Origin of the sequence: Flavobacterium chungnamense (assembly GCF_039539165.1) — a bacterium.
In the GTDB taxonomy this organism is placed as follows: Bacteria; Bacteroidota; Bacteroidia; order Flavobacteriales; family Flavobacteriaceae; genus Flavobacterium; species Flavobacterium chungnamense.
In genome coordinates, this window is the sequence record NZ_BAABCS010000014.1 from 35,090 (window position 1) to 59,233 (window position 24,144).

The 24,144-nt window shown below is 31.0% G+C and carries 19 protein-coding genes; 14 read left to right on the forward strand and 5 right to left on the reverse strand.

What is annotated here, in order from left to right; all coding sequences use genetic code 11:
• Nucleotide 1 precedes the first annotated feature (1 nt).
• Complete coding sequence (locus ABD771_RS06275) at nt 2-568, forward strand: HAD family hydrolase (RefSeq protein WP_345092228.1); 567 nt, start codon at nt 2-4, stop codon at nt 566-568.
• On the opposite strand, the gene ABD771_RS06280 is transcribed toward ABD771_RS06275, so the two are convergent.
• From ABD771_RS06280 to ABD771_RS06290, 3 genes are read right to left on the reverse strand one after another with little or no spacing between them, the layout of a single operon-like run.
• Nucleotides 557-1,834, reverse strand: a complete 1,278-nt coding sequence (locus ABD771_RS06280; RefSeq protein ID WP_345092231.1) for an O-antigen translocase — start codon at nt 1,832-1,834, stop codon at nt 557-559. The genes ABD771_RS06275 and ABD771_RS06280 overlap by 12 nt on opposite strands.
• The gene (locus tag ABD771_RS06285; protein ID WP_345092234.1) at nt 1,835-2,935 is read right to left on the reverse strand and encodes a DegT/DnrJ/EryC1/StrS family aminotransferase; all 1,101 of its coding nucleotides are present in this window, start codon (nt 2,933-2,935) and stop codon (nt 1,835-1,837) included.
• Nucleotides 2,932-3,909: a GNAT family N-acetyltransferase gene (locus tag ABD771_RS06290; protein ID WP_345092237.1), complete on the reverse strand. Its 978-nt coding sequence runs from the start codon at nt 3,907-3,909 to the stop codon at nt 2,932-2,934. The genes ABD771_RS06285 and ABD771_RS06290 overlap by 4 nt, the downstream gene beginning before the upstream one ends.
• Nucleotides 3,910-4,025: 116 nt before the next feature.
• Between ABD771_RS06290 and ABD771_RS06295 the strand changes: the two genes are divergently transcribed.
• The 7 genes from ABD771_RS06295 to ABD771_RS06325 all read left to right on the forward strand — a co-directional run bounded on the left by ABD771_RS06295 (nt 4,026) and on the right by ABD771_RS06325 (nt 13,627).
• On the forward strand, nt 4,026-5,840 hold the full coding sequence (locus ABD771_RS06295; protein ID WP_345092240.1) for a T9SS type B sorting domain-containing protein: 1,815 nt from the start codon (nt 4,026-4,028) through the stop codon (nt 5,838-5,840).
• A 71-nt stretch (nt 5,841-5,911) separates the two neighbouring features.
• Nucleotides 5,912-6,700 carry a TrmH family RNA methyltransferase gene (locus tag ABD771_RS06300; protein ID WP_345092242.1) on the forward strand — a complete coding sequence of 263 codons (789 nt, stop codon included), beginning with the start codon at nt 5,912-5,914 and terminating at the stop codon, nt 6,698-6,700.
• Between the two features lie 21 nt (nt 6,701-6,721).
• Complete coding sequence (locus tag ABD771_RS06305; protein WP_345092243.1) at nt 6,722-8,269, forward strand: serine hydrolase; 1,548 nt, start codon at nt 6,722-6,724, stop codon at nt 8,267-8,269.
• 129 nt (nt 8,270-8,398) lie between these two features.
• Nucleotides 8,399-10,618 (forward strand): RelA/SpoT family protein, encoded by a 2,220-nt coding sequence (locus tag ABD771_RS06310; RefSeq protein ID WP_345092245.1) that lies wholly within the window; start codon nt 8,399-8,401, stop codon nt 10,616-10,618.
• Nucleotides 10,619-10,698: 80 nt separating this feature from the next.
• Nucleotides 10,699-11,154, forward strand: a complete 456-nt coding sequence (locus tag ABD771_RS06315) for a Fur family transcriptional regulator (protein WP_298302572.1) — start codon at nt 10,699-10,701, stop codon at nt 11,152-11,154.
• Between the two features lie 60 nt (nt 11,155-11,214).
• Complete coding sequence (locus tag ABD771_RS06320; protein ID WP_345092248.1) at nt 11,215-12,486, forward strand: adenylosuccinate synthase; 1,272 nt, start codon at nt 11,215-11,217, stop codon at nt 12,484-12,486.
• 121 nt (nt 12,487-12,607) lie between these two features.
• A complete protein-coding gene (locus ABD771_RS06325; protein WP_345092251.1) occupies nt 12,608-13,627 on the forward strand; it encodes a hypothetical protein in 1,020 nt (339 codons plus the stop codon).
• An 8-nt stretch (nt 13,628-13,635) separates the two neighbouring features.
• Here the strand turns inward: ABD771_RS06325 and ABD771_RS06330 are convergent, their stop codons facing one another.
• The gene (locus ABD771_RS06330) at nt 13,636-13,971 is read right to left on the reverse strand and encodes a hypothetical protein (protein WP_345092253.1); all 336 of its coding nucleotides are present in this window, start codon (nt 13,969-13,971) and stop codon (nt 13,636-13,638) included.
• 19 nt (nt 13,972-13,990) lie between these two features.
• The gene (locus tag ABD771_RS06335; protein WP_345092256.1) at nt 13,991-15,883 is read right to left on the reverse strand and encodes an alpha-amylase family protein; all 1,893 of its coding nucleotides are present in this window, start codon (nt 15,881-15,883) and stop codon (nt 13,991-13,993) included.
• A 215-nt stretch (nt 15,884-16,098) separates the two neighbouring features.
• Here ABD771_RS06335 and ABD771_RS06340 point away from each other — a divergent pair, with 215 nt between their 5' ends.
• The 6 genes from ABD771_RS06340 to hemN all read left to right on the forward strand — a co-directional run bounded on the left by ABD771_RS06340 (nt 16,099) and on the right by hemN (nt 24,085).
• A complete protein-coding gene (locus ABD771_RS06340; protein ID WP_425556454.1) occupies nt 16,099-17,232 on the forward strand; it encodes an aspartate aminotransferase family protein in 1,134 nt (377 codons plus the stop codon).
• Between the two features lie 115 nt (nt 17,233-17,347).
• On the forward strand, nt 17,348-18,742 hold the full coding sequence (locus ABD771_RS06345) for a tetratricopeptide repeat protein (protein ID WP_345092262.1): 1,395 nt from the start codon (nt 17,348-17,350) through the stop codon (nt 18,740-18,742).
• A 102-nt stretch (nt 18,743-18,844) separates the two neighbouring features.
• Nucleotides 18,845-19,588, forward strand: coding sequence for a shikimate dehydrogenase family protein (locus ABD771_RS06350; RefSeq protein WP_345092267.1), 744 nt, complete (start codon nt 18,845-18,847; stop codon nt 19,586-19,588).
• Nucleotides 19,589-19,590: 2 nt separating this feature from the next.
• Nucleotides 19,591-20,031 (forward strand): hypothetical protein, encoded by a 441-nt coding sequence (locus ABD771_RS06355; protein ID WP_345092270.1) that lies wholly within the window; start codon nt 19,591-19,593, stop codon nt 20,029-20,031.
• 131 nt (nt 20,032-20,162) lie between these two features.
• On the forward strand, nt 20,163-22,328 hold the full coding sequence (locus ABD771_RS06360) for a DUF349 domain-containing protein (protein WP_425556452.1): 2,166 nt from the start codon (nt 20,163-20,165) through the stop codon (nt 22,326-22,328).
• A 392-nt stretch (nt 22,329-22,720) separates the two neighbouring features.
• Nucleotides 22,721-24,085 (forward strand): oxygen-independent coproporphyrinogen III oxidase, encoded by a 1,365-nt coding sequence (hemN, locus tag ABD771_RS06365; RefSeq protein ID WP_345092273.1) that lies wholly within the window; start codon nt 22,721-22,723, stop codon nt 24,083-24,085.
• Nucleotides 24,086-24,144: the final 59 nt, after the last annotated feature.

The window sequence follows — 24,144 nt, forward strand, 5'->3', positions numbered from 1 at the left end:
GATGAAAACATTAGTATTAGTTGACTTTGACAAAACACTTTATAAAAAAGATAGTTTGATAGAATTTACACGATTCTACAAAGGAACTTTTCGATTAATAATAGGTTTTATAACTCTTTTACCAATGCTTTTAAATTGGAAACTTGGAAAAATTTCTAATGAAACTGCTAAACAAAAATTCATGACTTATTTTTTTAAAAACGAGCATTACAATTTGTTTTTAGAAAAAGGAAAACAATTTTCAAACGAAAATATTCCGAGAAATCTTAATAAAAATATTTGGGGAAAAATTCAGCAGTTTCAAGAGCAAAATGCAGATATTTATATTGTAACAGCTTCGTTTGGCGAATGGATTTATGGTTGGACAGAAGAAAATAATTTAAAATTAATTACTTCAAAACTTGAAATTGCAAACAATAAAATTACAGGAAAATTCAAAACAAAAAACTGTTATGGTATTGAAAAAGTAAATCGTATTAAAGAAAAAATAAATCTAGAAAATTACGATAAAATTGTAGTTTTCGGAAATGGAAAAGGCGATTACGAGATGCTTCAGCTACGCAAATAAATTTTTTCTAAAGTAAATACTCAAGGTGATAAAATAGATTGAATAAGTAAAAGCATGAGCCATTACAACTCCTTCAATTGAAAATTGGGAAACCAAATAGATACTACTAAAATACAATACAAAAAGAGAAAATAGCTCCGAAATAATGAAAGCTTTAGTAAGTTTCTTAGCATAAAATTGATATCCTAAAATAAAAGATGCCGCTTTAAAAGTATCACCTATCAATTGCCAAAAAAACAATTTAGAAACTGGTAAAAATTCTTTAGTAAATAATAAGTGTATGATAAAATCTCTTAGAAAATAGATTACAATCATTCCAATTATAAAAACTGGTAAAATTCCTTTGTAATAATTCCAAAAAAGTGTTTTGGTTTCTTGATTAGTTTTGGCTGTAGCTAATTTCGGTAAAAAATAAATAGAAATAATTGACGTAATGAACATAAAATAGTAGGAAGACATTCTACTCATTGCTTCCCAAAATCCTGCTTGTTCAATTCCTAAATCAGCTATAATATATTTTCTAATTGCAAGAAAAACCATTGGACCAAATACGGCTGAAACCAATGCCATCAGAGAATAGGATGATAAATTTTTCAGAAAAGAAAGATTGTAAAACTTCAAATCAATAGCTTTTAAAATCTTAATTTCTTTATTAATTGAGAAAAAAGAAACTAAAAATAAAACAGATGGCGTCAAAATAATTGATAACAAAGCACCTTCTGTATTCAATTTCCAAATCAATAAAACAGAAGCAATCAAACCAATTAAGCTTCCAATAATGTTGACATAGATAACTTTTTTATAAGCTCCAAATCCGTTGATTGTAGCTATTAAAAAGATGTTGCCAATATAGAATGGTAAAGCAACAGCAAGTGACTTAAACACAAAGGAATATTGATAATTATTGCCAAAAATTGAATTGTTCAAATATTCTGAAAACAAAAACAATCCCAAACTAATTAAAAGACAAGTGAATAAGACTGTAATAAAAATAGTAGAAAGTGTTTTCTTAAGTTCATTGTCATCCGATTTATGTTCGGCCACATATTTTACAACTCCATTTTCAAATCCGAGTGTTGCAAAAGCTTCTGTTGTTGTTAGAAAATTTCTCAAATTTCCAACCAAAGCCATTCCACTTGGACCAACAAAAACGGCTATAAATTTAGAAGTAATAAATCCGACAAAAATCTTTATTAAAATACTTATTGCATTCAAAGAAGTAGCTTTGAATAAAGGTTTGGATAGTATTTCTTTGATAAAACTCAATTAGTATTTATTTAAAATTGAAATAACAATACTAACTTCATCATTAGTCATAATTGGACTTATTGGTAAACTTAACACTTCATCATGAATCTTTTCAGTAATTGGAAATGATAAATTATTCCATTCAGGAAAAGCTTGTTGTTTGTGAGGCGGAATTGGATAATGAATTACTGTTTCAATTCCATTTTTTAGTAAATAATCTTGTAAATCATTACGGTTTTCAGTTCGAACAACAAACAAATGAAATACATGATTGTTAGAAAAATCCCAAGTTGGCAAAACTATTTTATCGTTTTTAATTTCAGACAAATAACGTTTGGCAATACTTCTTCTTTTATCGTTATCTGCGTCTAAATTTGGCAGTTTTACATTTAAAAAAGCCGCTTGAAGTTCGTCTAATCTTGAATTTATCCCAACAAATTCATTGTGGTATTTTTTTGCAGAACCATAATTTCGCAATGAAAATAGAACTCTAGCTAATTCATCATCATTGGTTGTGATAGCACCACCATCGCCAAGAGCACCAAGATTTTTCCCAGGATAAAAACTAAAAGCAGCAGCGTTAGATAAATTTCCAGCTTTAAGTTTGTCGTTTAAAATTGCGCCATGTGCTTGCGCGGCATCTTCAATTACAAGTAAATTGTATTTACTAGCAATGGTGATTATAGTTTCCATCTCAGACAATTTTCCGTAAAGATGAACTGGTAAAATAGCTTTAGTTTTGGTCGTTATTTTCTCCGAAATTAAATTGGGATTGATGTTGTACGTTTCTAATTTTGGCTCGACCAAAACTGGGACTAAATCGGCTTGCAAAATAGCTAAAATACTAGCAATATAGGTATTTGCAGGAACTATAACTTCGTCTCCTTTTTGTAACTTCCCAAGTTGGATATAAGCCTTAAAAATCAAAGCCAAAGCATCCAACCCATTGCCTACTCCAATGCAATATTTTGTGCCGCAATAATTTGCAAAATTAGTTTCGAATAATTTTACTTCATCACCCAAAATAAACCAGCCTTTATCTAATAACAATTTCATTTTTTCTTGAAATTGCTCTTGATAACCTAAATTTAATTGCTGCAAATCGAGGAATTTTATCATATCAAAACAGATTCTAGTAATGAATAATTCTTTGTTTGAACTTCATAAAAACTTTGAATTACGGTTTTGGCGCCAAAACTTTCTTTCCAAAACAACAAGCCGTCATTTATTTTTGTTCCTTGCTCTTCATTGGAATTATTAAAATCAAAAAAATGCTTGTCTTTATAAACTTCTGTAATTAAATGATGGTATAAATAATCTAAACTTCCCAATTCATTTTTATCTGAATTTCCAGAAACATACTGTGGATGTGCTACTTTATCAGTACAAAAAACGGTTGTTCCTGCTACAATTTTATTTTTGTCATACACGTTAAAATGACGAATATTATTTGGAAAACGCTTTTGCAATAAGGTAATTTCTTCAACCGAATGAACTGGTTTTACTTGATGTTTTTTATCTAAATTCGGAATCAAAATTTCATTCCAAAACAACTCAAAATTCAATTCTTCTTTTATAATTAAATTATTTTTTTTGCCTCTACGGATACTTTCTTTTCTAGTTTTTGTAATAGAATAAGACTTTTTCAAATCGATTACAGAAAGTGAATCTCTCCTATTTAATTTTGCTTGAGTGATAAACAAACAATATTCTAATTCATCTGAAAAATAGTCTAAATAAAAATTTGGGATTGTTTTTAAAACCAATTTCTCAATCGAATTTTTATTTAAGAATTGTAAAACACCTTTCAAAATTGAAATAACTGAACTTAATTTTGCTCTAGAACTCAAAACTAATCCGCCATAAGTCAAACCTTGATGCGAATAAATTATATTTTCATTCTTATTGGCAGGCAAAACTGCAACCAATTTATCTCCATCAAAAACCATCAATGAATAATCCTGAAATCTATCTGAATGATATTCCATGAAGTCTCTATTGAATAGAAATGTAGCATTCTTGGCAACACTAATAAAAGCATTCCATTGATCAAAATCTGATGAATTATATAATCGAATTTGGTAGTGTTTCACAACTAAAATTAAAACTTTGGAAAATTACACAATTATTTAATATTAAATCCAAATTAATAACTAGTAAAATTTAAAAATAATTGATTAATTTAGTTTTCTCAAATTACTATGATTAAGTGAATTCTAAACTGCATAATGTTGTTTTTAGTATAATTTTAAGCTCATTTTGCTCCGTTTTTGGGCAAAACGTAACTTTATACAATCAATTCAACGGACGATATGACTTTACTTTTATAGGAAATACTATGAACTTAGGTGAAAACAATATCACTTTAGGTTGCGAAAATTTGCTTTTAACTTCATCAAATGCTACTTTAAATTTAAATTCCAATCAGATAGTAGAAAGTGCTTATTTGTATTGGGCAGGTTCTGGCACTGGAGATTTTAATGTGAAATTAAATACAGTAAACATAACAGCTCAACGAACTTTTTCTAATATTTCAATAAGTTCAGGTCTTCCCTATTTTAGTGCTTTTAAAGATATTACAAGTCAAATTATTGCAACTGGAAACGGAACCTATACACTTTCAGATTTAGATATTTCACAAACACTTATAAATGAACAAGGATATTGCAATAACAGAACTAATTTTGCTGGTTGGGCGATTGTTATTGTTTATAAGGAAAATAGTTTGCCTTTGAATCAAATTAATATTTATGATGGTTTGCAGAGTATTCCAAATGCACTAAATATAACATTAAACAGTTTAAATGTAATTGATAATAACAATGCACAAATTGGCTTTATTGCTTGGGAAGGTGATAATGTTTTAGCTGTAAATGAAACCCTGAGAATTAACGGAAATACGCTTAGTAATCCACCATTAAATCCTGCAAATAATGCCTTCAATAGCACCAACAGCATCACAGGAAGCACTACACTTTACAATATGGATTTGGATATTTATAACATTCAAAACAATATAAATATTGGAGATTCCTCTGCACTAATTCAACTAACATCGGGACAAGATGTGGTTTTGATAAACGTTGTAGTTACAAAACTCAATAGTCAATTACCAGACGCTACGATTGCAATAGATTCTATCAATCAATCCTGTAGTTCAAATGTTTATACAATTAATTATACAGTTTCAAATCTTAATTGCACCAATCCACTTTCTGCTGCAACACCAATTGCAATTTATGCAAATGGAATTCTAGTTGGGCAAACGCAAACACAAAATAGCATTCCGATAGACGGAAGTGAAAACGGACAAATTACTATAACAATTCCAAATAATATACCAACAGATTTCACCTTAACTTTCGTAGTTGATGACAACGGAACTGGCACCGGAATAGTAACCGAAATAATTGAAAACAATAATACTTTTTCGCAAACAATTTCTAGTTGGTTGCCACCAAATTTTAACCTTCTTGAGCCTTTAACTTCTTGTAATGAAGGGTTTACTGCTGGTACTTTCAATTTTTCAAATTATGCTAATCAGGTGCTAACCAATTCAACTGATACTTTTATTGGATTTTACGAAACAGAAGCAGATGCCATAGCTAATGTAAATGAAATAGCAAATACTTCAAATTATGTTTCAACTTCAACGCCAAAGAAAATTTTTATACGAATTGAAAATGACCATTGTTTCACAATTACTTCATTTGACTTAACAACAAAAAACTGCCCTCCAATTATCTATAATTATGTTACTTCCAATAACGATGGCTTTAACGATACATTTTATATTGAAGGACTAAGGAACATTTTTCTAAATTTTGAATTGGAAATATACAATCGTTGGGGAAGGTTAATTTGGAAAGGAAATAATCAATCAGAAGATTGGGATGGCGAAATCACTATCGGACAAACAATAAATACTTCATTAGCGCCAAAAGGAACCTACTACTATATACTAAATTTAAATGATGCTAATTTCCCAAAACCACTTGTGGGTTGGTTATATTTTACCAAATAATTATAAGCAAGTTTTAAGATGGAATATTTTAAAATTCTCTGTAACTTCGCACCATAAACAAGTTATTTCTTTTGAAACAAATCACTTCTATACAAAATTCGTTTATCAAATCTTTAGTCTTATTACAAGAAAAAGCTAAAGCTAGAAAGCATTCAGGTACTTTCTTGATTGAAGGTAAACGTGAAATTGAGCTTGCCATTAAAGGAAATTATCAACTTGAAACTATTTTATTTCTTCCTGAATTAATTACAGAAAATGAAATCAATAAACTTCTTAAAAGTAAAGTCGAACTGATTGAAATTACCAAAGAAGTATATCAAAAATTAGCTTACAGAGATACAACTGAAGGTATTCTAGCAGTTGCAAAAACAAAAACTTTATCACTAAATGATTTAAAATTACCTGATAATGCTCTGGTTTTAGTGATGGAATCAATTGAAAAACCAGGAAATATTGGTGCTATGCTTCGCACATGTGATGCTGCCAATATTGATGCCGTGATTATTGCCAATCCAAAGACCGATTTATACAATCCTAATATTGTTCGTTCAAGTGTAGGATGCCTTTTTACCAATCAAATTGCCACTGATACCACCGAAAATGTAATACAATTTTTAAAAGACAAAAAAATTGCTATATTTGGTGCTACATTACAGAACTCCAACTTCTACCATACTCAAGATTATACTACAGCTAGTGCATTGGTTGTAGGTACAGAAGCGACTGGCTTAACTCAAGCTTGGCGCGATAATGCTACCCAAAACATCATCATTCCGATGCAAGGCGAAATCGATTCTATGAATGTCTCTGTAGCTTCAGCTATTTTATTATTTGAAGCCAGAAGACAAAGAGGATTTTGATTTTCAACTTAAATTTATACCATGAGAAAACTTTTTTTTACCGCAATTTCAACAATCACTTGCGCTTTATCGTTTGGACAAATTTCTGAATCTAAATTAGATGATGTTGTAAACAGAACTATGAAAACCTTTAACGTACCTGGAATTGCTGTTGCAATTGTAAAAGACGGAAAGGTAATCATCTCTAAAGGTTATGGTGTTGCTAATATAAATACACAAAAGAAAGTTGACGGAAATACCCTTTTCGGAATTGCCTCCAATAGCAAAGCATTTACATCAGCAGCATTAGCAATGCTTGTAGATGAAAAAAAACTTGATTGGGATGATAAAGTCATAAAATACATTCCCGAATTTAAAATGTATAATGATTTTGTTACAAACGAATTCACCATAAGAGATTTATTAACCCACAGAAGTGGATTAGGATTGGGAGCTGGTGATTTAATGATATGGCCAGACGGACATGATTTTACTCCAAAAGACATCATCAAAAACATTCAATATTTAAAACCAGTTTCTTCTTTTAGAGCGCAGTACGATTATGATAATTTACTTTATGTAATTGCAGGAGAAGTTATTGAACGAGTTTCAGGAACATCATGGTGCGAATTTGTAGAAACACGTATCATGAAGCCTCTACAAATGAACAATAGTGCTGCTTCTTGGAACAGACTAAAAGACACCACAAATACTATCGTTCCTCATGTACCAACTAATGGCAAATTAGAAATCATCAAGCGATATACCAATCCGATTTTTGATGCTGCTGCCGGAATTTACGCTAGTACAAATGACTTAAGCAAATGGGTTATTGCTCAACTTAATAAAGGAAAATACGGCACAAACAATCAATTATTTAGTCCTGAAGTTCATGAAGAAATGTGGTCACCACAAACGATTCTTCCTATTCATGGCATGAAACCTTACAGTTGCAACTTCAAAGCTTACGGATTAGGTTGGCAATTATCAGACATCAACGGACATTTACAAGTTTCTCATACTGGAGGATTGGATGGAATTGTTACGCAAACCATCATGTTTCCAGACATTCAATTAGGAATAATTGTATTAACCAACCAACAATCTGGAGCTGCTTTTAATGCAATTTCAAATACAATTAAAGATAGTTATTTGGGACTAAAAAATGCTGATCATGTAATTACGCTAAGTGAGGAACGCAAAAACAGAGAAGAAAATGCAGATAAAATTACAGATGAAGTTTGGAAAACTGTAAATCAAAATAGCATTACTCGTGTAAAAATTGATTTCACAAAATATATCGGAACATATAATGATAATTGGTTTGGTGAAGTTTACGTTTATTTAAAAAATGGAATCTTAAATTTTAAATCCAAACGTTCACCGAGACTTTCAGGAACCATTTTATTTTACAAAGACCAAAACTTTGTTGTGAGATGGAACAATAGAAGTTTTAATGCAGATGCTCATATTTTCTTTGAACTAGATTCACAAGGAAAGGCTACAAAGTTCAAAATGAAAGCCATTTCACCTCTAACCGATTTCAGTTATGATTTTCACGATTTAGACTTCTCAAGAATAGATAACTAAATTAAATATTCTCACACTGAATTTGTTGAGTATTCAAATCCAAATTCTGAAAAAAAATATCGGAATTTGGATTTTTTTTATTGCAATTTGAATAATATTTCTTATTTTTAGCTAATTGAAGAATTTGCTATGACAGAGATCGATTTAGAAGAAGAAAAAAAAGCATTAGCACGGGAATACAAGGAGTTACTTCGCATTAGTTATCAAACACTTACACCTGAAGATAAGAAACTCATACGTAAAGCATTTGATGTAGCTGTTGATGCACACAAAGACCAACGCAGAAAATCTGGTGAAGCCTATATATTTCATCCTATTGGTGTTGCTAAAATTGTTGCTTCTGAAATCGGACTCGGGCCAACAAGTATAGCTGCAGCCTTAATGCATGATGTTGTTGAAGATACAGAAATTACTATAGAAGACATTGAAAAAATGTTTAATCCAAAAATTGCACAAATTGTAGCTGGATTAACTAAAATATCTCAAGTAAAGAAAGACTTGAACATCTCAATGCAAGCTGAAAATTTTCGTAAAATGTTGCTTACATTGAACGATGATGTACGAGTAATTCTTATCAAAATAGCCGATAGATTGCACAATATGCAAACTATGGATTCAATGCCCGATTACAAACAAGTCAAAATTGCTTCGGAAACATTATATATCTACGCTCCTCTTGCCCATCGTTTAGGACTATACAATATTAAAACCAAATTGGAAGATTTGGGATTAAAATATACCGAACCTGCTGTTTATAATGATATTGTAAGCAAGATAAAAGAAACCAAAGAAGAGCAAGATGAATACATCAAATTGGTTTCAGATGTATTAAAAAAATCATTGAATGAAGAAGGTGTAGATTATGTGATAAAAGGTCGCCCAAAGTCAATTTACTCCATTCGACGTAAAATGTTGGCTCAAAATGTCAGTTTTGATGAAGTTTATGACAAATTTGCGTTACGAATTATATACAAATCCAATGCTCACGACGAAAAATTCTTGGCTTGGAAAATTTATTCCATAATTACCGATCATTATCGTCCGAGTCCTAGTCGCTTACGTGATTGGATTTCATCGCCAAAATCATCTGGTTATGAAGCACTCCACATCACTGTAATGGGACCAAAAGGTCGCTGGGTAGAAATTCAAGTGCGAAGTGAACGAATGGATGAAATTGCCGAAAAAGGATACGCAGCGCATTACAAATACAAACAAGGTGCAACCGAAGAAAATGGTTTGGATGTTTGGCTAAACCTACTAAAAGAAGCACTAGAAAACTCTGAAACCAATGCAGTTGATTTTGTTGAGGATTTCAAAATGAACCTCTATGCTAAAGAAATCTTTGTCTTTACACCCAAAGGTGAAATTAAATCATTACCAAAAGGTGCCACTTCATTAGATTTTGCATTCAGTATTCACTCCGAAATTGGAATTAAAACAAGAGGAACTCGCGTTAATGGAAAATTAGTACAACTAAACCACGAATTGAAAAGTGGAGACCAAATTGAAGTGATAACCTCAGTTAATCAAAAACCTACAATGCATTGGCTAGAATATGTTACCACTTCAAGAGCAAAAAACAAAATCAGAAGTGTTCTTAATGAAGACACCAAGAAAATAGCCGAAGAAGGAAAAGAACTTCTTACAAGAAAATTAAAGCATTTAAAAATTACTTTAAATGAAACTGTTGTAAATGAATTGGTAAACTTTTTCAAACTAAAAACAAGTTTAGATTTATTTTATCGCGTCGGAATTGGCGCTATTGAAAATCAACAATTAAAAGATTTTGCTGCTCAAAAAAGTAATACACTAATCAATTTCTTTAAAAATAAAATCAAACGTTCTCCAAATTCTAATGTTGAAGACATCAATAGGCAAGAACTAACCAGTAATTATGATTTATTGGTTTTTGGAAAAGAACAAGACCGATTAGATTACAAATTATCAAGTTGTTGTAATCCAATTCCTGGTGATGAAGTATTTGGATTTGTAACCATTAATGAAGGTATAAAAGTGCATAAAAAAGACTGTCCAAATGCTATTGCATTACAATCAAATTATGCCTACAGAATCATGATTGCTAAATGGATTGACTCTTCACAACAAGAATTTAAAGCCGTATTGAAAATTACCGGAATGGATACTTTAGGATTGACTAATGAACTTACAAAAGTAATTTCAAATCAAATGCACGTAAATATTCAAAGCATTTCCTTGAGTGGTGAAGCTGGAATTTTTAATGGTCAAGTGACGGTAGTTGTACAAAATAATACCATCCTGAAAAAACTAATTGATAACATTAAAAAAATTGATGGTATCGAAAAAGTTTCAAGGGTTTACAAGAACTAACAAGATTATCAACAACTAGTTTATAACTTTTAAACTCATAAAGTTTCATACTTATAAACTATAATTTATCTTTGCGCATTATGACACAAATAGCATCAGATAATACAAAAAATCAAGAAACAGTAAAGAACGTTTTTACTGCCTATCTTGAAAACAAAGGACACCGTAAAACGCCTGAACGCTACGCTATTCTTCAAGAAATTTATAATAGTCAAGAACATTTTGATATAGAAAATTTGTACATCAAAATGAAAAATAAAAACTATCGTGTTTCAAGAGCAACGCTTTACAACACCATCGAATTACTTTTAGATTGCGGCTTGGTTAGAAAACACCAATTTGGTCAAAATCAAGCGCATTACGAAAAGTCTTATTTTGATAAACAACACGATCATATTATTATGACCGATTCTGGTGAAGTAATTGAGTTTTGTGACCCAAGGATTCAAACTATTAAAAAAACTATGGAAGAAATTTTTGGTATCGAAATCACTAATCACTCCTTATATTTTTACGCAAATAAGAAAAAAGAATAAGTACAGACAAGGCATTGCCTTGTCTCAACAAACTAACTACAAACAATAAACAACAACACAATGACCGTAGATTTACTACTCGGATTACAATGGGGTGACGAAGGAAAAGGAAAAATCGTTGACGTACTTACCTCAAAATACGATATTATTGCACGTTTTCAAGGTGGCCCAAATGCTGGACATACTTTAGAATTTGACGGAATAAAACACGTTTTGAGAACTATTCCGTCTGGAATTTTTCATGATAACAATATCAATATTATTGGAAATGGTGTCGTTATCGATCCAGTAGTTTTCAAAAGTGAAATCGATGGTTTGGCAAAATTCAATTTGGATATTAAATCTAAATTAATCATTTCGAGAAAAGCACATTTAATTCTTCCAACGCATAGATTACTTGACGCCGCTTCTGAAGCTTCAAAAGGTAAAGCTAAAATTGGTTCTACTTTAAAAGGAATTGGACCAACTTATATGGACAAAACAGGTAGAAACGGAATTCGTGTTGGTGATATCGAATTAGAAGATTTTAAAGAACGTTACAGAGCTTTGGCAGACAAACACGAGGCTATGATTGCTTTCTATAACGTTGATATTCAATATAATTTACCCGAACTTGAAAAAGAATTCTTTGATGCCATCAAGGATTTACAAAAACTAACTTTTATAGATAGCGAAGAATATTTGGCACAAGCACAAAAAGCAGGAAAATCAATTCTTTGCGAAGGAGCACAAGGTTCATTATTAGATGTAGATTTTGGAACGTATCCATTTGTAACATCATCTAATACAACTGCTGCTGGAGCTTGTACTGGTTTAGGAATTGCACCAAATAAAATCAAAGAAGTTTACGGAATTTTCAAAGCTTACACCACTCGTGTAGGTTCTGGACCATTTCCTACAGAAGATTTTGGCGATGCTGGTGATGTAATGGCAAGTGTAGGAAACGAGTTTGGCTCAGTAACTGGAAGAAAAAGACGTTGCGGTTGGTTAGATTTAGTTGCCTTGAAATACGCAATTCAAGTTAATGGCGTAACGCAATTAATGATGATGAAAGGCGATGTTTTATCAGGATTTGAAACTTTGAAAGTTGCTACAGCTTACAACTATAAAGGCGAAGTTATCCAACATTTACCATACAACATTGAAGAAGAAAACGTAACACCAATTTACACCGAATTCAAAGGATGGCAAGCCGATTTAACTGGTTTAACTACTTTTGATAGTTTGCCAAAAGAACTAAAAGACTACATCGAATTTATAGAAAAAGAAGTAGAAGTACCTATAAAAATAGTTTCCGTTGGACCTGATAGAAAACAGACTATTTTGAAGTAATAAATAGAAATCCCAAATTTTAAGTTTGGGATTTTTTTTCGAGTATCAAATAATAAATAAAATTTAATTGTTAGATAAATTTGTTTAGTTATATTTTAATCGTTGATTATAAAAATTAAATATGATTTCAAGAGAAGAATTTAGAGAAGTTTGTAATAAGCATATAGGAATTCATAAGTTACGAAAGTTAATTACAGATGATTTTATTGCTCATAAAAATGTTGAATTTGCAAGAAAACAACATTGGTGGTTAAAACTAAAAGATCCTTATGGTTCAGCAGATTTATTTTTTAAAAATCTTATGCAAATGGGTTATTATGATGAAGCATTAATCGAACTGAATAAGATAATAGGCAAAACATATATACAAGAAATAAAATTAATAAAATCCTTAATAAAACTAAGAAGCAAACTTAAAAAAAATATCATCAACTCAAAACATATATATTCTCTGCATCTTTTTTCTGCTCATCCTTTAACAAATTTTGGAAAAGATAACTTTGATAGAATATTAGAGTTTCTTAATAACCATTTAAATATTATTTATCCAAATGGATTTTTAGAACAATTTTATATCATCAATGAAGATGGTGAAATAAATTCAACTTTAAAGAGAAAAGACTATTACCAATACTTTGAATTAATAAAATTAAAAACGAAAGAACTTGAAAATTTCAAAAATAAAAAAGGTAAAATTTCAAATGAAGAAATGACATATATAATTGGTAACGTTTGTTCAAATCTGCTAAGAGAAGTTGAAAATGAACTTAGGGTATCCATGGGAGCAAAACCAATAGGTGAAGGATATATTAGTGAAACAGAGTTATTCTATAAAATTAAAAATAGATTTACTGAATTAAAAGTACTACAACATGGAAAACCAGATTTTTTGGGCAGACAACACTTTGATGTTTGGATTCCAGACATTAAATTAGCTATAGAATATCATGGAACTCAACACGACAAACCTGTAGAGTTTTTTGGTGGTGAGTCTGCATTTTTAAAAAATCAAGAACGAGATAAACTTAAGAAAAAAAAATGTGATGAAAATAATGTGAATTTAATTGAAGTTAGACCTGGTTATAATTTTAATGAACTCGTAAACCAAATAGAGATACATCTTACTAAAAATAAATATTAATAATTCAACTAATGACCAATCTTTATTTCACCATTAAAATTAATTTGAAATTGATTTATTGTTTCCTCTGAAAAAAACCAAAAACATTTTTCAGGACCATTTGGACCCATATTTCTATAAATTCTCTGATTAGGAATCATAATTGGTCCTACTAAATGATTTTTTTCGGAAATATATTTTGCATTTACTTCAATTGCAGGTTTATTAACAATTGCAATAGCAGTAACTATTCCGCCTATTGATTCATAAAGAGGTAGTCCGTTGTGATAGCCTCTAAACTCTAACTTCCAATTTGTTCTATCTAGTTCAATAGAAAACCCTTTATTTATTTCAATTGAGTACATTTAAATCAACATTTATCAATTACAGCTTCAAAATAAAACTCTCACTGCCTTTCAAACTTATCTTTACAATTCCTACTCCATTGCTTACTTTTAAAGTATGAGCAACACCATAAAGTTGTTCTGTTAACAAATACGTTCCATCTTTAAGTTTCCATTCCTTAATAACATCGGCTGGAATTTTTAAATCAAACATTTCGTTAATATCTGGCGATAAGTTAGACACGATAATCAGTTTTTCATTCGCTGACCAGCGTACAAACGAATACACATTTTGACCATAATTTGAAGTTTCCTGTCTATTCACAGACTGAATTTCTTGAAATTTACCCATCAACGCCTCACTTTTAATAGTGAAATTCAATAAACGCTTGTAAAAATCTCTCAGTTCTTTTTCGCTTTTAGAAAATTGACCTCCATCAAATTTCCCATTATTCATCCATCGTTGGTGATTAGGAACGCCTACATAATCAAAAATTGAAGTTCTAGAACGTCTACCAAAACCAGCATCTTCGTTTCCTGCCTCACCTACTTCTTGTCCGAAATAAACCATCGTTGGCGAAGAACTCAAAGTAGTAGAAATAACCATTAAAGGTTTTCCTTTTTCACCACTTCCAGCAAATTCTGGACTTGCCAATCGCTGTTCGTCATGGTTATCAAGGAAATGCAACATATGATGCTCAATATCTCTCATTCTGTTTTGAATATCAGTCAATCCATCTGGAGTTGTTTTTCCGTGAATAACGGCTTTTAAATGATCATAAGTTTCAACTTTATCATACAAATAATCCATTTTTCCTAAGAAAATATAATTTCTATATTCATTCGGATTATAAACTTCTGCCAATAGAAAAGCATTCGGATTTTTCATTTTGATGGCCGAATTCATATAACTCCAAAACTCGTAAGGAACCATTTCCGCCATATCGTAACGGAAACCGTCTACTCCTTTTGCTGTCCAATACAAAGCAATATCTCTAAATTTTATCCATGAACTTGGAACGTCTTTATCTTTCCAAAATTCAAAATGTTCTTTATAAGATTTCTTTTCAAAACCATTTGGAAGTTCAGGAAAATCTTTAGAACCATCAGGACGAATTCCGTAATTTACTTTTACCGTTTCATACCAATCGTTGATGTCTGGTTTTGCCAAACGTGAACCGTTTCCAGTCCATTTTGCAGGATATTCTTCAAACTTACCATCAATCAACGGATTGCTTTCTCCATTCAAAGGACGATAATCATCTGATGTTGGCACTTCAAATCGTTGTTCTGGAATGTAGTAAAAGTTGTTATTTCTATCATATTCAACCGATATATTGTCTTCAGCTCCAAAGTCTTTCACTCCTTTTGGATTATTTTTTCCTTCATATTTTCTAGCAATATGATTGGGTACAATATCAATCAATAGTTTCAGACCATTTTTGTGAGTACGAGCAATTAAAGCCTCAAATTCCTGCAAACGATTCGCCGGATTAATAGCCAAATCTGGGTTTACATTATAATAATCTTTAACAGCATAAGGTGAACCAGCTCTACCTTTAACTACTTCTGGATCATCATTTGAAATTCCAATATTGGTGTAATCTCTCACCAAAGCATGGTGTGGAACTCCTGTGTACCAAATATGCGTAACTCCAAGACCTTTAATTTCTTGCAAAGCTTTGTCAGTAAAGTCGTTAAACTTCCCTACTCCATTTTCTTCTATTGTTCCCCAAGGTTTATTGGCTGTATTTGTATTTCCAAACAATCTTGTAAAAACCTGATATACAACTTTCTTTTTCTCTACTGGAGTCACTTTTTTATTATCCACAATGGTAACTTTTTTATTTTTGGCGGTTGATTTACTTTTTTTATTTTGAGCATTGACAGTTAGTGATAATCCAATCAAAGCGAACAATAAGACTTTCTTCATAATGAGTACTATTTACGTAACATGATTCAACAAATATAAAAATTTGAAAATCATTTCAAACTACTAATAAAAAAATCTTAATAAACATTTGTGCTTACTCTAATTTCATAAATTTGCCAAAGATAAATTAGTCAATAAAAAATTGACTTTATACCAATATTAAATTGAACGATTTTTTAAAATACCAAGCACAAACATCACCTTATCCATTAGGAATGGAGGTTTCGCATGCAATTGGTTCTTATATTTACGATACTAACAATAAAAAATATTTAGATTTTGTTGCTGGAGTTTCGGCTTGCTCGCTTGGTCATCAACATCCACGTGTAAATCAAGCTATAAAAGATCAATTGGACAAATATTCACATGTAATGGTTTATGGCGAATATTCTCAAAGTCCAGCGGTTCAATATTGCAAATTATTAGTTGAAAATTTACCCAAAGAACTCAATAAAGTTTATTTAGTAAATTCAGGTACAGAAGCTTGTGAAGGTGCGTTAAAACTCGTTAGACGTGTTACAGGAAGAAGTCAATTGATTTCGTGTCACAATGCTTATCACGGAAATACGATGGGTTCGATGAGCGTCATGGGATTTGAAGAACGCAAACAAGTTTTTCGTCCGTTAATTCCCGATGTTGATTTCATCACTTTTAATAATGAAGATGATTTACAAAAAATAACGACCAAAACTGCTGGAATAATTCTCGAAAGTATTCAAGGTGGCGCTGGTTTCATTCAACCTCAAAATGATTTTTTGGCTAAAGTTAAAAAACGTTGTGAAGAAGTTGGAGCTTTAATGATTGTAGACGAAATCCAACCTGGTTTTGGAAGAACTGGAAAATTATTTGGATTTGAAAACTACAATGTCGTTCCAGATGTGGTGATTATCGGAAAAGGAATGGCTGGCGGAATGCCAGTTGGTGGTTTCATCGCCAACGAAAAACACATGGATTTATTAAGTCACGATCCTAAATTAGGACATATTACAACTTTTGGTGGTCATCCTGTAATTGCTGCCGCTTGTTTGGCAACACTACAAGAAGTTTTAGAAAAAGACTACGCCAAACAATCTTTAGAAAAAGAAAAACTTTTTAGAGCACTTTTGGTACATCCTTTGATACAAGAAGTTAGAGGAAAAGGATTGATGCTAGCCGCAATGACATCTGATGAAGAAATAACAAATCAGGTAATTTTGCGTTGTCAAGACAAAGGATTGATTCTGTTTTGGTTATTGTTTGAAGGAAAAGCCATCCGAATTACGCCACCATTAACCATTTCTGAAGAAGAAATTAGAGAAGGTTGCAAAATTATTTTGGAGGTTATGGATGATATTCAAAAAAATCAATAGTTAAAATCTGAAACATTTTTTCTGTTAATTAAATTGTTCAAAACAAAAATCAGTTTTCCTTAAATAACGATATTAGTTAACTACTTTTATTAAGGATAATTTTAAACAAAAAGCTATGCATTTGGATCACGACGAAGAAGACTACAATCTATCCTTATCGAAGTTTGAATCCATGTTGAAAACCAATAAAGTTTTCTTTTTTGATTCAGAAGAATTTGAAGAAATTATTCTTCATTATCTTGATATGGGCAAAGCTAATTTAGCTAAAAAAGCTTTAAAATTAGGACTTGAACAACATCCTAAATCGACTGGTTTAAAGCTAGTTCAAGTAGAAATGTTGGTGTATGATGACAAACTCGAAATAGCTGAAAAGATGCTTAACGAATTGTATGCAATAGAGCCAACGAACGAAGAAATTTTTATCCAAAAAGCTAATATATATTCTAAGAGAGATAACCACGTAAAAGCGGTTGAACTCCTTCAAGAAGCTTTAAAATATACCGAAGATTTAGCCGATGTTTATAACCTAATTGGTATGGAATATCTGTTTATGGACAACCTTGAAAAGGCAAAAGAGAATTTTAAAAGTTGTTTAGAAGTAGATATTGAAGACCAATCGGCACTTTATAATGTGGTTTATTGCTACGAATTTTTAGATCAAAATGCGGAAGCCATTGAATATCTTAAAACCTACATTGATAGAAATCCTTATTCAGAAATTGCTTGGCATCAAAAAGGTCGCTTGTATTATGGACTGAAAGATTATGTAAATGCCGTGCGTGCTTTTGAATATGCAACATATATTGACGAAGAATTTATGGGTGCTTTCATGGAAAATGGTAAAGCGCTAGAACGACTTAAGCGTTACGAAGAAGCAATTGAAAACTACCAAAGAACCATTGATTTAAATGATCCAACTTCTTATGCCTTGCTACGCATTGGAAAATGTCACGAAAAATTAGGTAATAAAGCGGAAGCATTAAAATATTTCAACAAAACAGTTCACGAAGATCCTTTATTAGACAAAGGTTGGATTGCAATTACTGATTTTTATGTGCGTCAGAAAAATTATCAAAAAGCTTTGTTTTATGTAAATAAAGCTTTAGCCATTGACGACCAAAATCGTGCTTATTGGAAACGTTTTGCAACAATAAATGAAGCCATGAATTTCTATGAAGAAGCCGAACTTGGTTTTAGAAAAGCGATTGAGTTTGGTGATGACCATTTAGACACTTGGTTGTTTTGGGTTGATATTTTGCAGTTTTTAGGTGAATTTGATTCTGCTGTTATGACATCGCTGCAAGCTACCGAATTTTTCCCTGAAGAGTATCAAATTGAATACCGTTTGGCAGGATTTTATTTTATGCTAAATGATACCGAAAAAGGAACATTTCATTTGAGTAATGCTTTGCGTTTGAACTTCAATAATCATACTTTAATAGAAGAATTATTTCCAACTGTTTGGACTATCAAAAAAGTTCAGAGTTTGATTAAAAAGCACTATAAATAAAAACAATACTATTGCAAACAAGCCATTAAGGTATTTAAGAAACATTAAGCATTTTTACTTAATTACTTAAATTTCTTAATGGTTTTTTAAATTAAAATAACCTTGGAAACCAATAAAAAATTCGGATTAATTGGAAAAGACATTTCCTACTCCTTTTCAAAAAAATACTTTACAGAAAAATTTTCAAAAGAACTTTTTGATGATTGTACTTATGAGAATTTTGATATTGCAAGTATTGAAGAATTTCCGAATATATTGAAAAATAATCCAGATTTAAAAGGTTTAAACGTAACTATACCTTACAAAGAAGCAATTATTCCATTTCTTGACACCATGTCGGATAAAGCGTTCAGAATTGGAGCAGTGAATGTGATACGTTTTACCAAAAAAGGAAATCTAAAAGGTTATAATTCTGATTGGTATGGTTTTAAAAAAGCATTAGAACCACTACTCCAACTACATCATAAAAAAGCATTAATTCTTGGAACTGGCGGTGCTTCAAAAGCAGTTGCGTTTGCTTTAGATAAACTCGGAATTTTTTATACTTTTGTTTCAAGAGAAGCAACTGAAAATGCTATTGATTACAACAGAGTAAATACCACAACATTTGATAATTATCAAATAATAATCAATTGCACACCACTTGGAACCAGTCCAAACACAAAGGAATTTCCACCAATTCCGTATGAGTTTTTTACAGAAAAGCACATTGCTATTGACTTAATTTACAATCCTGAAGAAACGCAGTTTTTAAAGAAAGCCAAGAAAAAAGGCGCAACTATTAAAAACGGCTACGAAATGTTGGTTTTTCAAGCTGAAAAAGCTTGGACCATTTGGAATAAATAAGTATGAAAATCAACAGATATCATCTACTTCTTTCGTTTTTCATTACTTCATTTGTTATTGAATTTAATGTTATTACTTTCCGAACAATTTTAGAAAACCACCACGAACATGAACCAAATTTATTTGGGTTTCCACTTATTTGTAAAACAAGTGTTCCTTGGGTAAACTCTATGGAACAAAATGTTTATTTACTTGGATTATTTGGTAATTTGATTGTTGGAATAGTGTCCTTCTATTTAATTATCATACTTCTTAACAAAATTGAAATTCCCAAAATGGTAAGGAAAATTAGTAACTTCATTATCATGACTTTTGGAATAATTTCAATTCTATCATTCCTTTTCGGTCCGTTTGAGGATAAATGTTATAATTGGAACCATCCATTTGACACAAAAAATTCTAAAAAAGAAATTGAGTTTTTTTCCACTTCAAATGAAAAATAATATCATTTAAAATTTATTTTTTTGAAATAAAACCAACAGAAACCATTGATTTTCTTTGATTTTTGATGCTACTTTACTACCTTTCGCCCTCCAAAAAGGAAAATATTGTATAACCTTACACATTTAAGCAAATGTTAGAAGAAAAGAATGATAACCTGTCAGTTAACGAAAACGAGACAGATGGAAACGTAAACAATGCCTCTCAAGAAGCTATTCAAACTGAAAATCAAGAAGTTGAAGCAATTGCAGAAGCTATTGAAAATGCAGTTGAATTGGTTCCTGATACCGAAGTTGAAGCGCCATTAGTAGCTGAAAATGAACAAGAAACAGTTTTAGAAGTTGAAGACCTTGTAGGTGAACAAATTACAGAAACACCTGAAGAAGTTCCTACAATCGAGAACACAAATGAAGAGATTGTTGAAAATGTTATTGAATTAACAGACGAACAAGTTGCTGACGATTCTATGGTTTTAGAAGATGCAAATGATTTTGCAATTAATGCTATTGCCAATGCGAATGCAGAAGAAAGCGAAGATGAAACAGTAAAAGGTCGTTATGATATTCCGTTGCAAGACTACGAAGCTTTGCCAATGGAAAAATTGGTCGAAGAGTTGGAAACACTTGTTGCCACTGACCAAGTAATGTCGGTTCGCGAACATGTTGAAGAAGTTAAAAAAGCATTTTTGTCTAAATTTCATCACTTTATGGATGAAAAGAAAGATGAATTTCACGCTGAAAATCCAGATACTACTGAGGATTTTCATTATAGTTTTCCATTAAAAACAAAATTCGATTCATTATACAATCAATACAGAGATAAGAAAAATGTACATTTTAAATCGCTTCAAAACAATTTGAAAGCGAATTTAGAAAACAGAATGACGATTGTAGAAGAGTTAAAAAACTTGGTAAACAATTCGACAGGAAATATTGCCAATGCTCTAAAACAGTTAAATGATATTAGAGAACGTTGGAAAAATGCTGGACCAATTCCAAAAGATAAATACAATCACGTTTGGAATAATTATCATTTTCACATTGAGAATTTTTACGATTTCTTGCACTTAGATAGAGATGCACGTGATCAAGAATTCAAACATAATTTAGAATTAAAAAACAAAATTATAGCTCGTGTTGGTGAATTAATTAATGAAACTGACATCAACAAATCGTTCCGTGAATTGCAAGATTTACACCGTATTTGGAAAGAAGATATCGGACCAGTTTCTAGAGAAAATCGTGAAGAATTATGGAAACAATTCAGTGAATTGACCAAACAAATGCACGACAAACGCGAAACTTTTTACGAAAGTTTTAGAGCAAAAGAAACCGATAACCTTGAAAAGAAAAACGAAATCATTGCTCAACTTGAAATTTTAGCTCAAGAGAAAGTAGATTCACACCAAGCTTGGTTGAACCAAATTGTAAAAGTGGAAGCATTAAGAAATCAATTCTTTGCTACAGGAAAAGTTCCTAATGAAGTAAATGAAGCAACTTGGGCAAAATTTAAAAATGCAGTTCGTGATTTTAATGTTTTGAAAAACTCTTTCTACAAAGACATTAAGAAAGATCAAAACGATAATTTAAGTAAAAAACAAGCACTTGTTGATAGAGCGAACGAATTGAAAGAAAGCGAAGATTTTGCTGCTACAACGCCTTTAATGAAGCAAATTCAAGAAGATTGGAAACAAGTTGGACACGTACCAAGAAAGTTTTCTGATAAACTTTGGGATGAATTTAAAGCGGCTTGTAATCATTATTTTGAGCGTTTGAAAGACAGTAAAAAAGAAGAAAATGCTGAAGAAGTTGCTGCTTTTGAAAAGAAAAAAGAATATTTAGAAACATTGCGTTCTTTTGAATTAGTTGGCGATCACAAAACCGATTTGGATGCCATAAAAGCGCACATTGAAGCATGGAAATCTATTGGAAGAGTTCCTTTTAACAGAAGACATGTAGAAGGAAAATTCAATAAAATTCTAGATGCTTTGTTTGAAAAATTAAGTTCAAGCAAAAAAGAAAGCGAGCAATTGCGTTTTGCTAATCGTTTGGATAACATCGCAGGTTCTGAAGACAGTAGAAAATTGGATAATGAAAGAATCTTCATAATGAGAAAAATTGATGAAGTTCAAAATGAAATTTTCCAATTAGAAAACAACATTCAGTTCTTCCAAAACACTAAGAATGCTAAGAAAGAAAATTCAATTGTAACTGAAGTTAGAAAAACAATTGAACGACATAAAGAAGATTTAGTTTCTTGGAAAGATAAGTTGAAACAAATTAGAAATTTGAATAAATAAAACGAAAGCTCACTTTAATCGGTGAGCTTTTTTTATAGCTCAATTATAATTTACAACAATAACAATTTATAATGTAAAATATGTTGTCAATTCTTAAACTAACTTTGGTAATTGAAAATTAAAACTTCAATTATGATTTGCCAAGTTGGCGCAACAGCATTTAGAATATAGAGATTTTCCAAATTTCCGTCTATAACCAACGAAATGGTACACGAGCTGAATAACTGTTAATCATAAAATTAAAAAACTACTTAGGTAGTTTTTTTTATTTCTTTTTTTACACAAAATAAAATATCTCTTCTCATTTCTATTTTCTGTTCTTTCCCATATGACAATTATCATTTTTTTATAATACTTATCAGGTTACTTTTGAAACTTAAAAGTAGACCATCATGTCAATTTCCTTAATTCAAAAATATAATGTTCCTGGGCCAAGATATACTAGTTATCCGACGGTTCCTTATTGGGAAGAAAATTTATTTTCATTGGAACAATGGAAAAGTACTTTTATAAAATCATTCAACGAATCTAATGCTGCTGAAGGTATTAGCTTATATATTCATTTGCCTTTTTGCGAAAGCATGTGCACCTTTTGTGGCTGCAATAAACGAATAACAAAGAACCACGAAGTTGAAAATCCTTATATTTTAGCTGTTTTAAAAGAATGGAATTTATATTGCGATTTGTTACCAAATAAACCCATTATCAAAGAAATTCATCTTGGTGGCGGAACACCTACTTTCTTCTCACCAGAAAATTTAGAAGCTTTAATCAACGGAATTTTCACTCGTGCTGTCAAAGCAAAAGAACACGAATTTAGTTTCGAAGGTCATCCAAATAACAACACAAGAAGACATTTACAATCACTTTATGATTTAGGATTTAGAAGAGTTAGTTTTGGTGTGCAAGATTATTCTAGTAAAGTTCAAACGGCCATTCATAGAATTCAACCGTTTCATAATGTGGCGAAAGTTACTTTTTGGGCCAAAGAAATTGGTTATACTTCCATTGGTCACGATTTAATATTTGGATTACCATTTCAAACTTTGAATGATGTAATTGATACGATTGATAAAACCAAATCATTATCACCTGATAGATTGGCTTTTTATAGTTATGCTCATGTGCCATGGATAAAAGGTAACGGACAACGCGGATTTAAAGGTGAAGATTTACCAAAAGACGATGAAAAACGTCAATTGTATGAAGCAGGAAAAAATCGATTATCACAGAATAATTATCATGAAATTGGGATGGATCATTTTGCTTTAGAAACCGACAGCATGTATGATTCTTTTCAAAAAGGAAATTTACATCGCAATTTTATGGGATACACATCTTCTAAAACACAATTGATGATTGGACTTGGTGTTTCTTCTATAAGCGATAGTTGGTATAGTTTTGCTCAAAATGAGAAAACTATTGAAGACTATTACAAAAGACTAGATGCTAATGAATTGCCTGTTTTTCGTGGTCATATTCTAACTGATGAAGATTTAATTATTAGAAAACACATTCTAAATTTGATGTGCCAATTTGAAACTTCATGGAAAAATGATAGTGACTTTTTTCCTGAATTACCTGAAATCATCAATCAACTTCATGAAATAGAAACTGATGGTTTGGTAAAAATTACAAGCCAATCAATACAAGTTACAGAAAAAGGTAAACCATTTGTGAGAAACATTTGTATGGCTTTTGATTTACGCTTAAAAAGAAATGCACCACAAACAGAATTATTTTCAATGACTGTATGATTATCAAAATTATAATAAAATAAGGGAATTAAAAAATTGATTTTAATTCCCTTATTTTT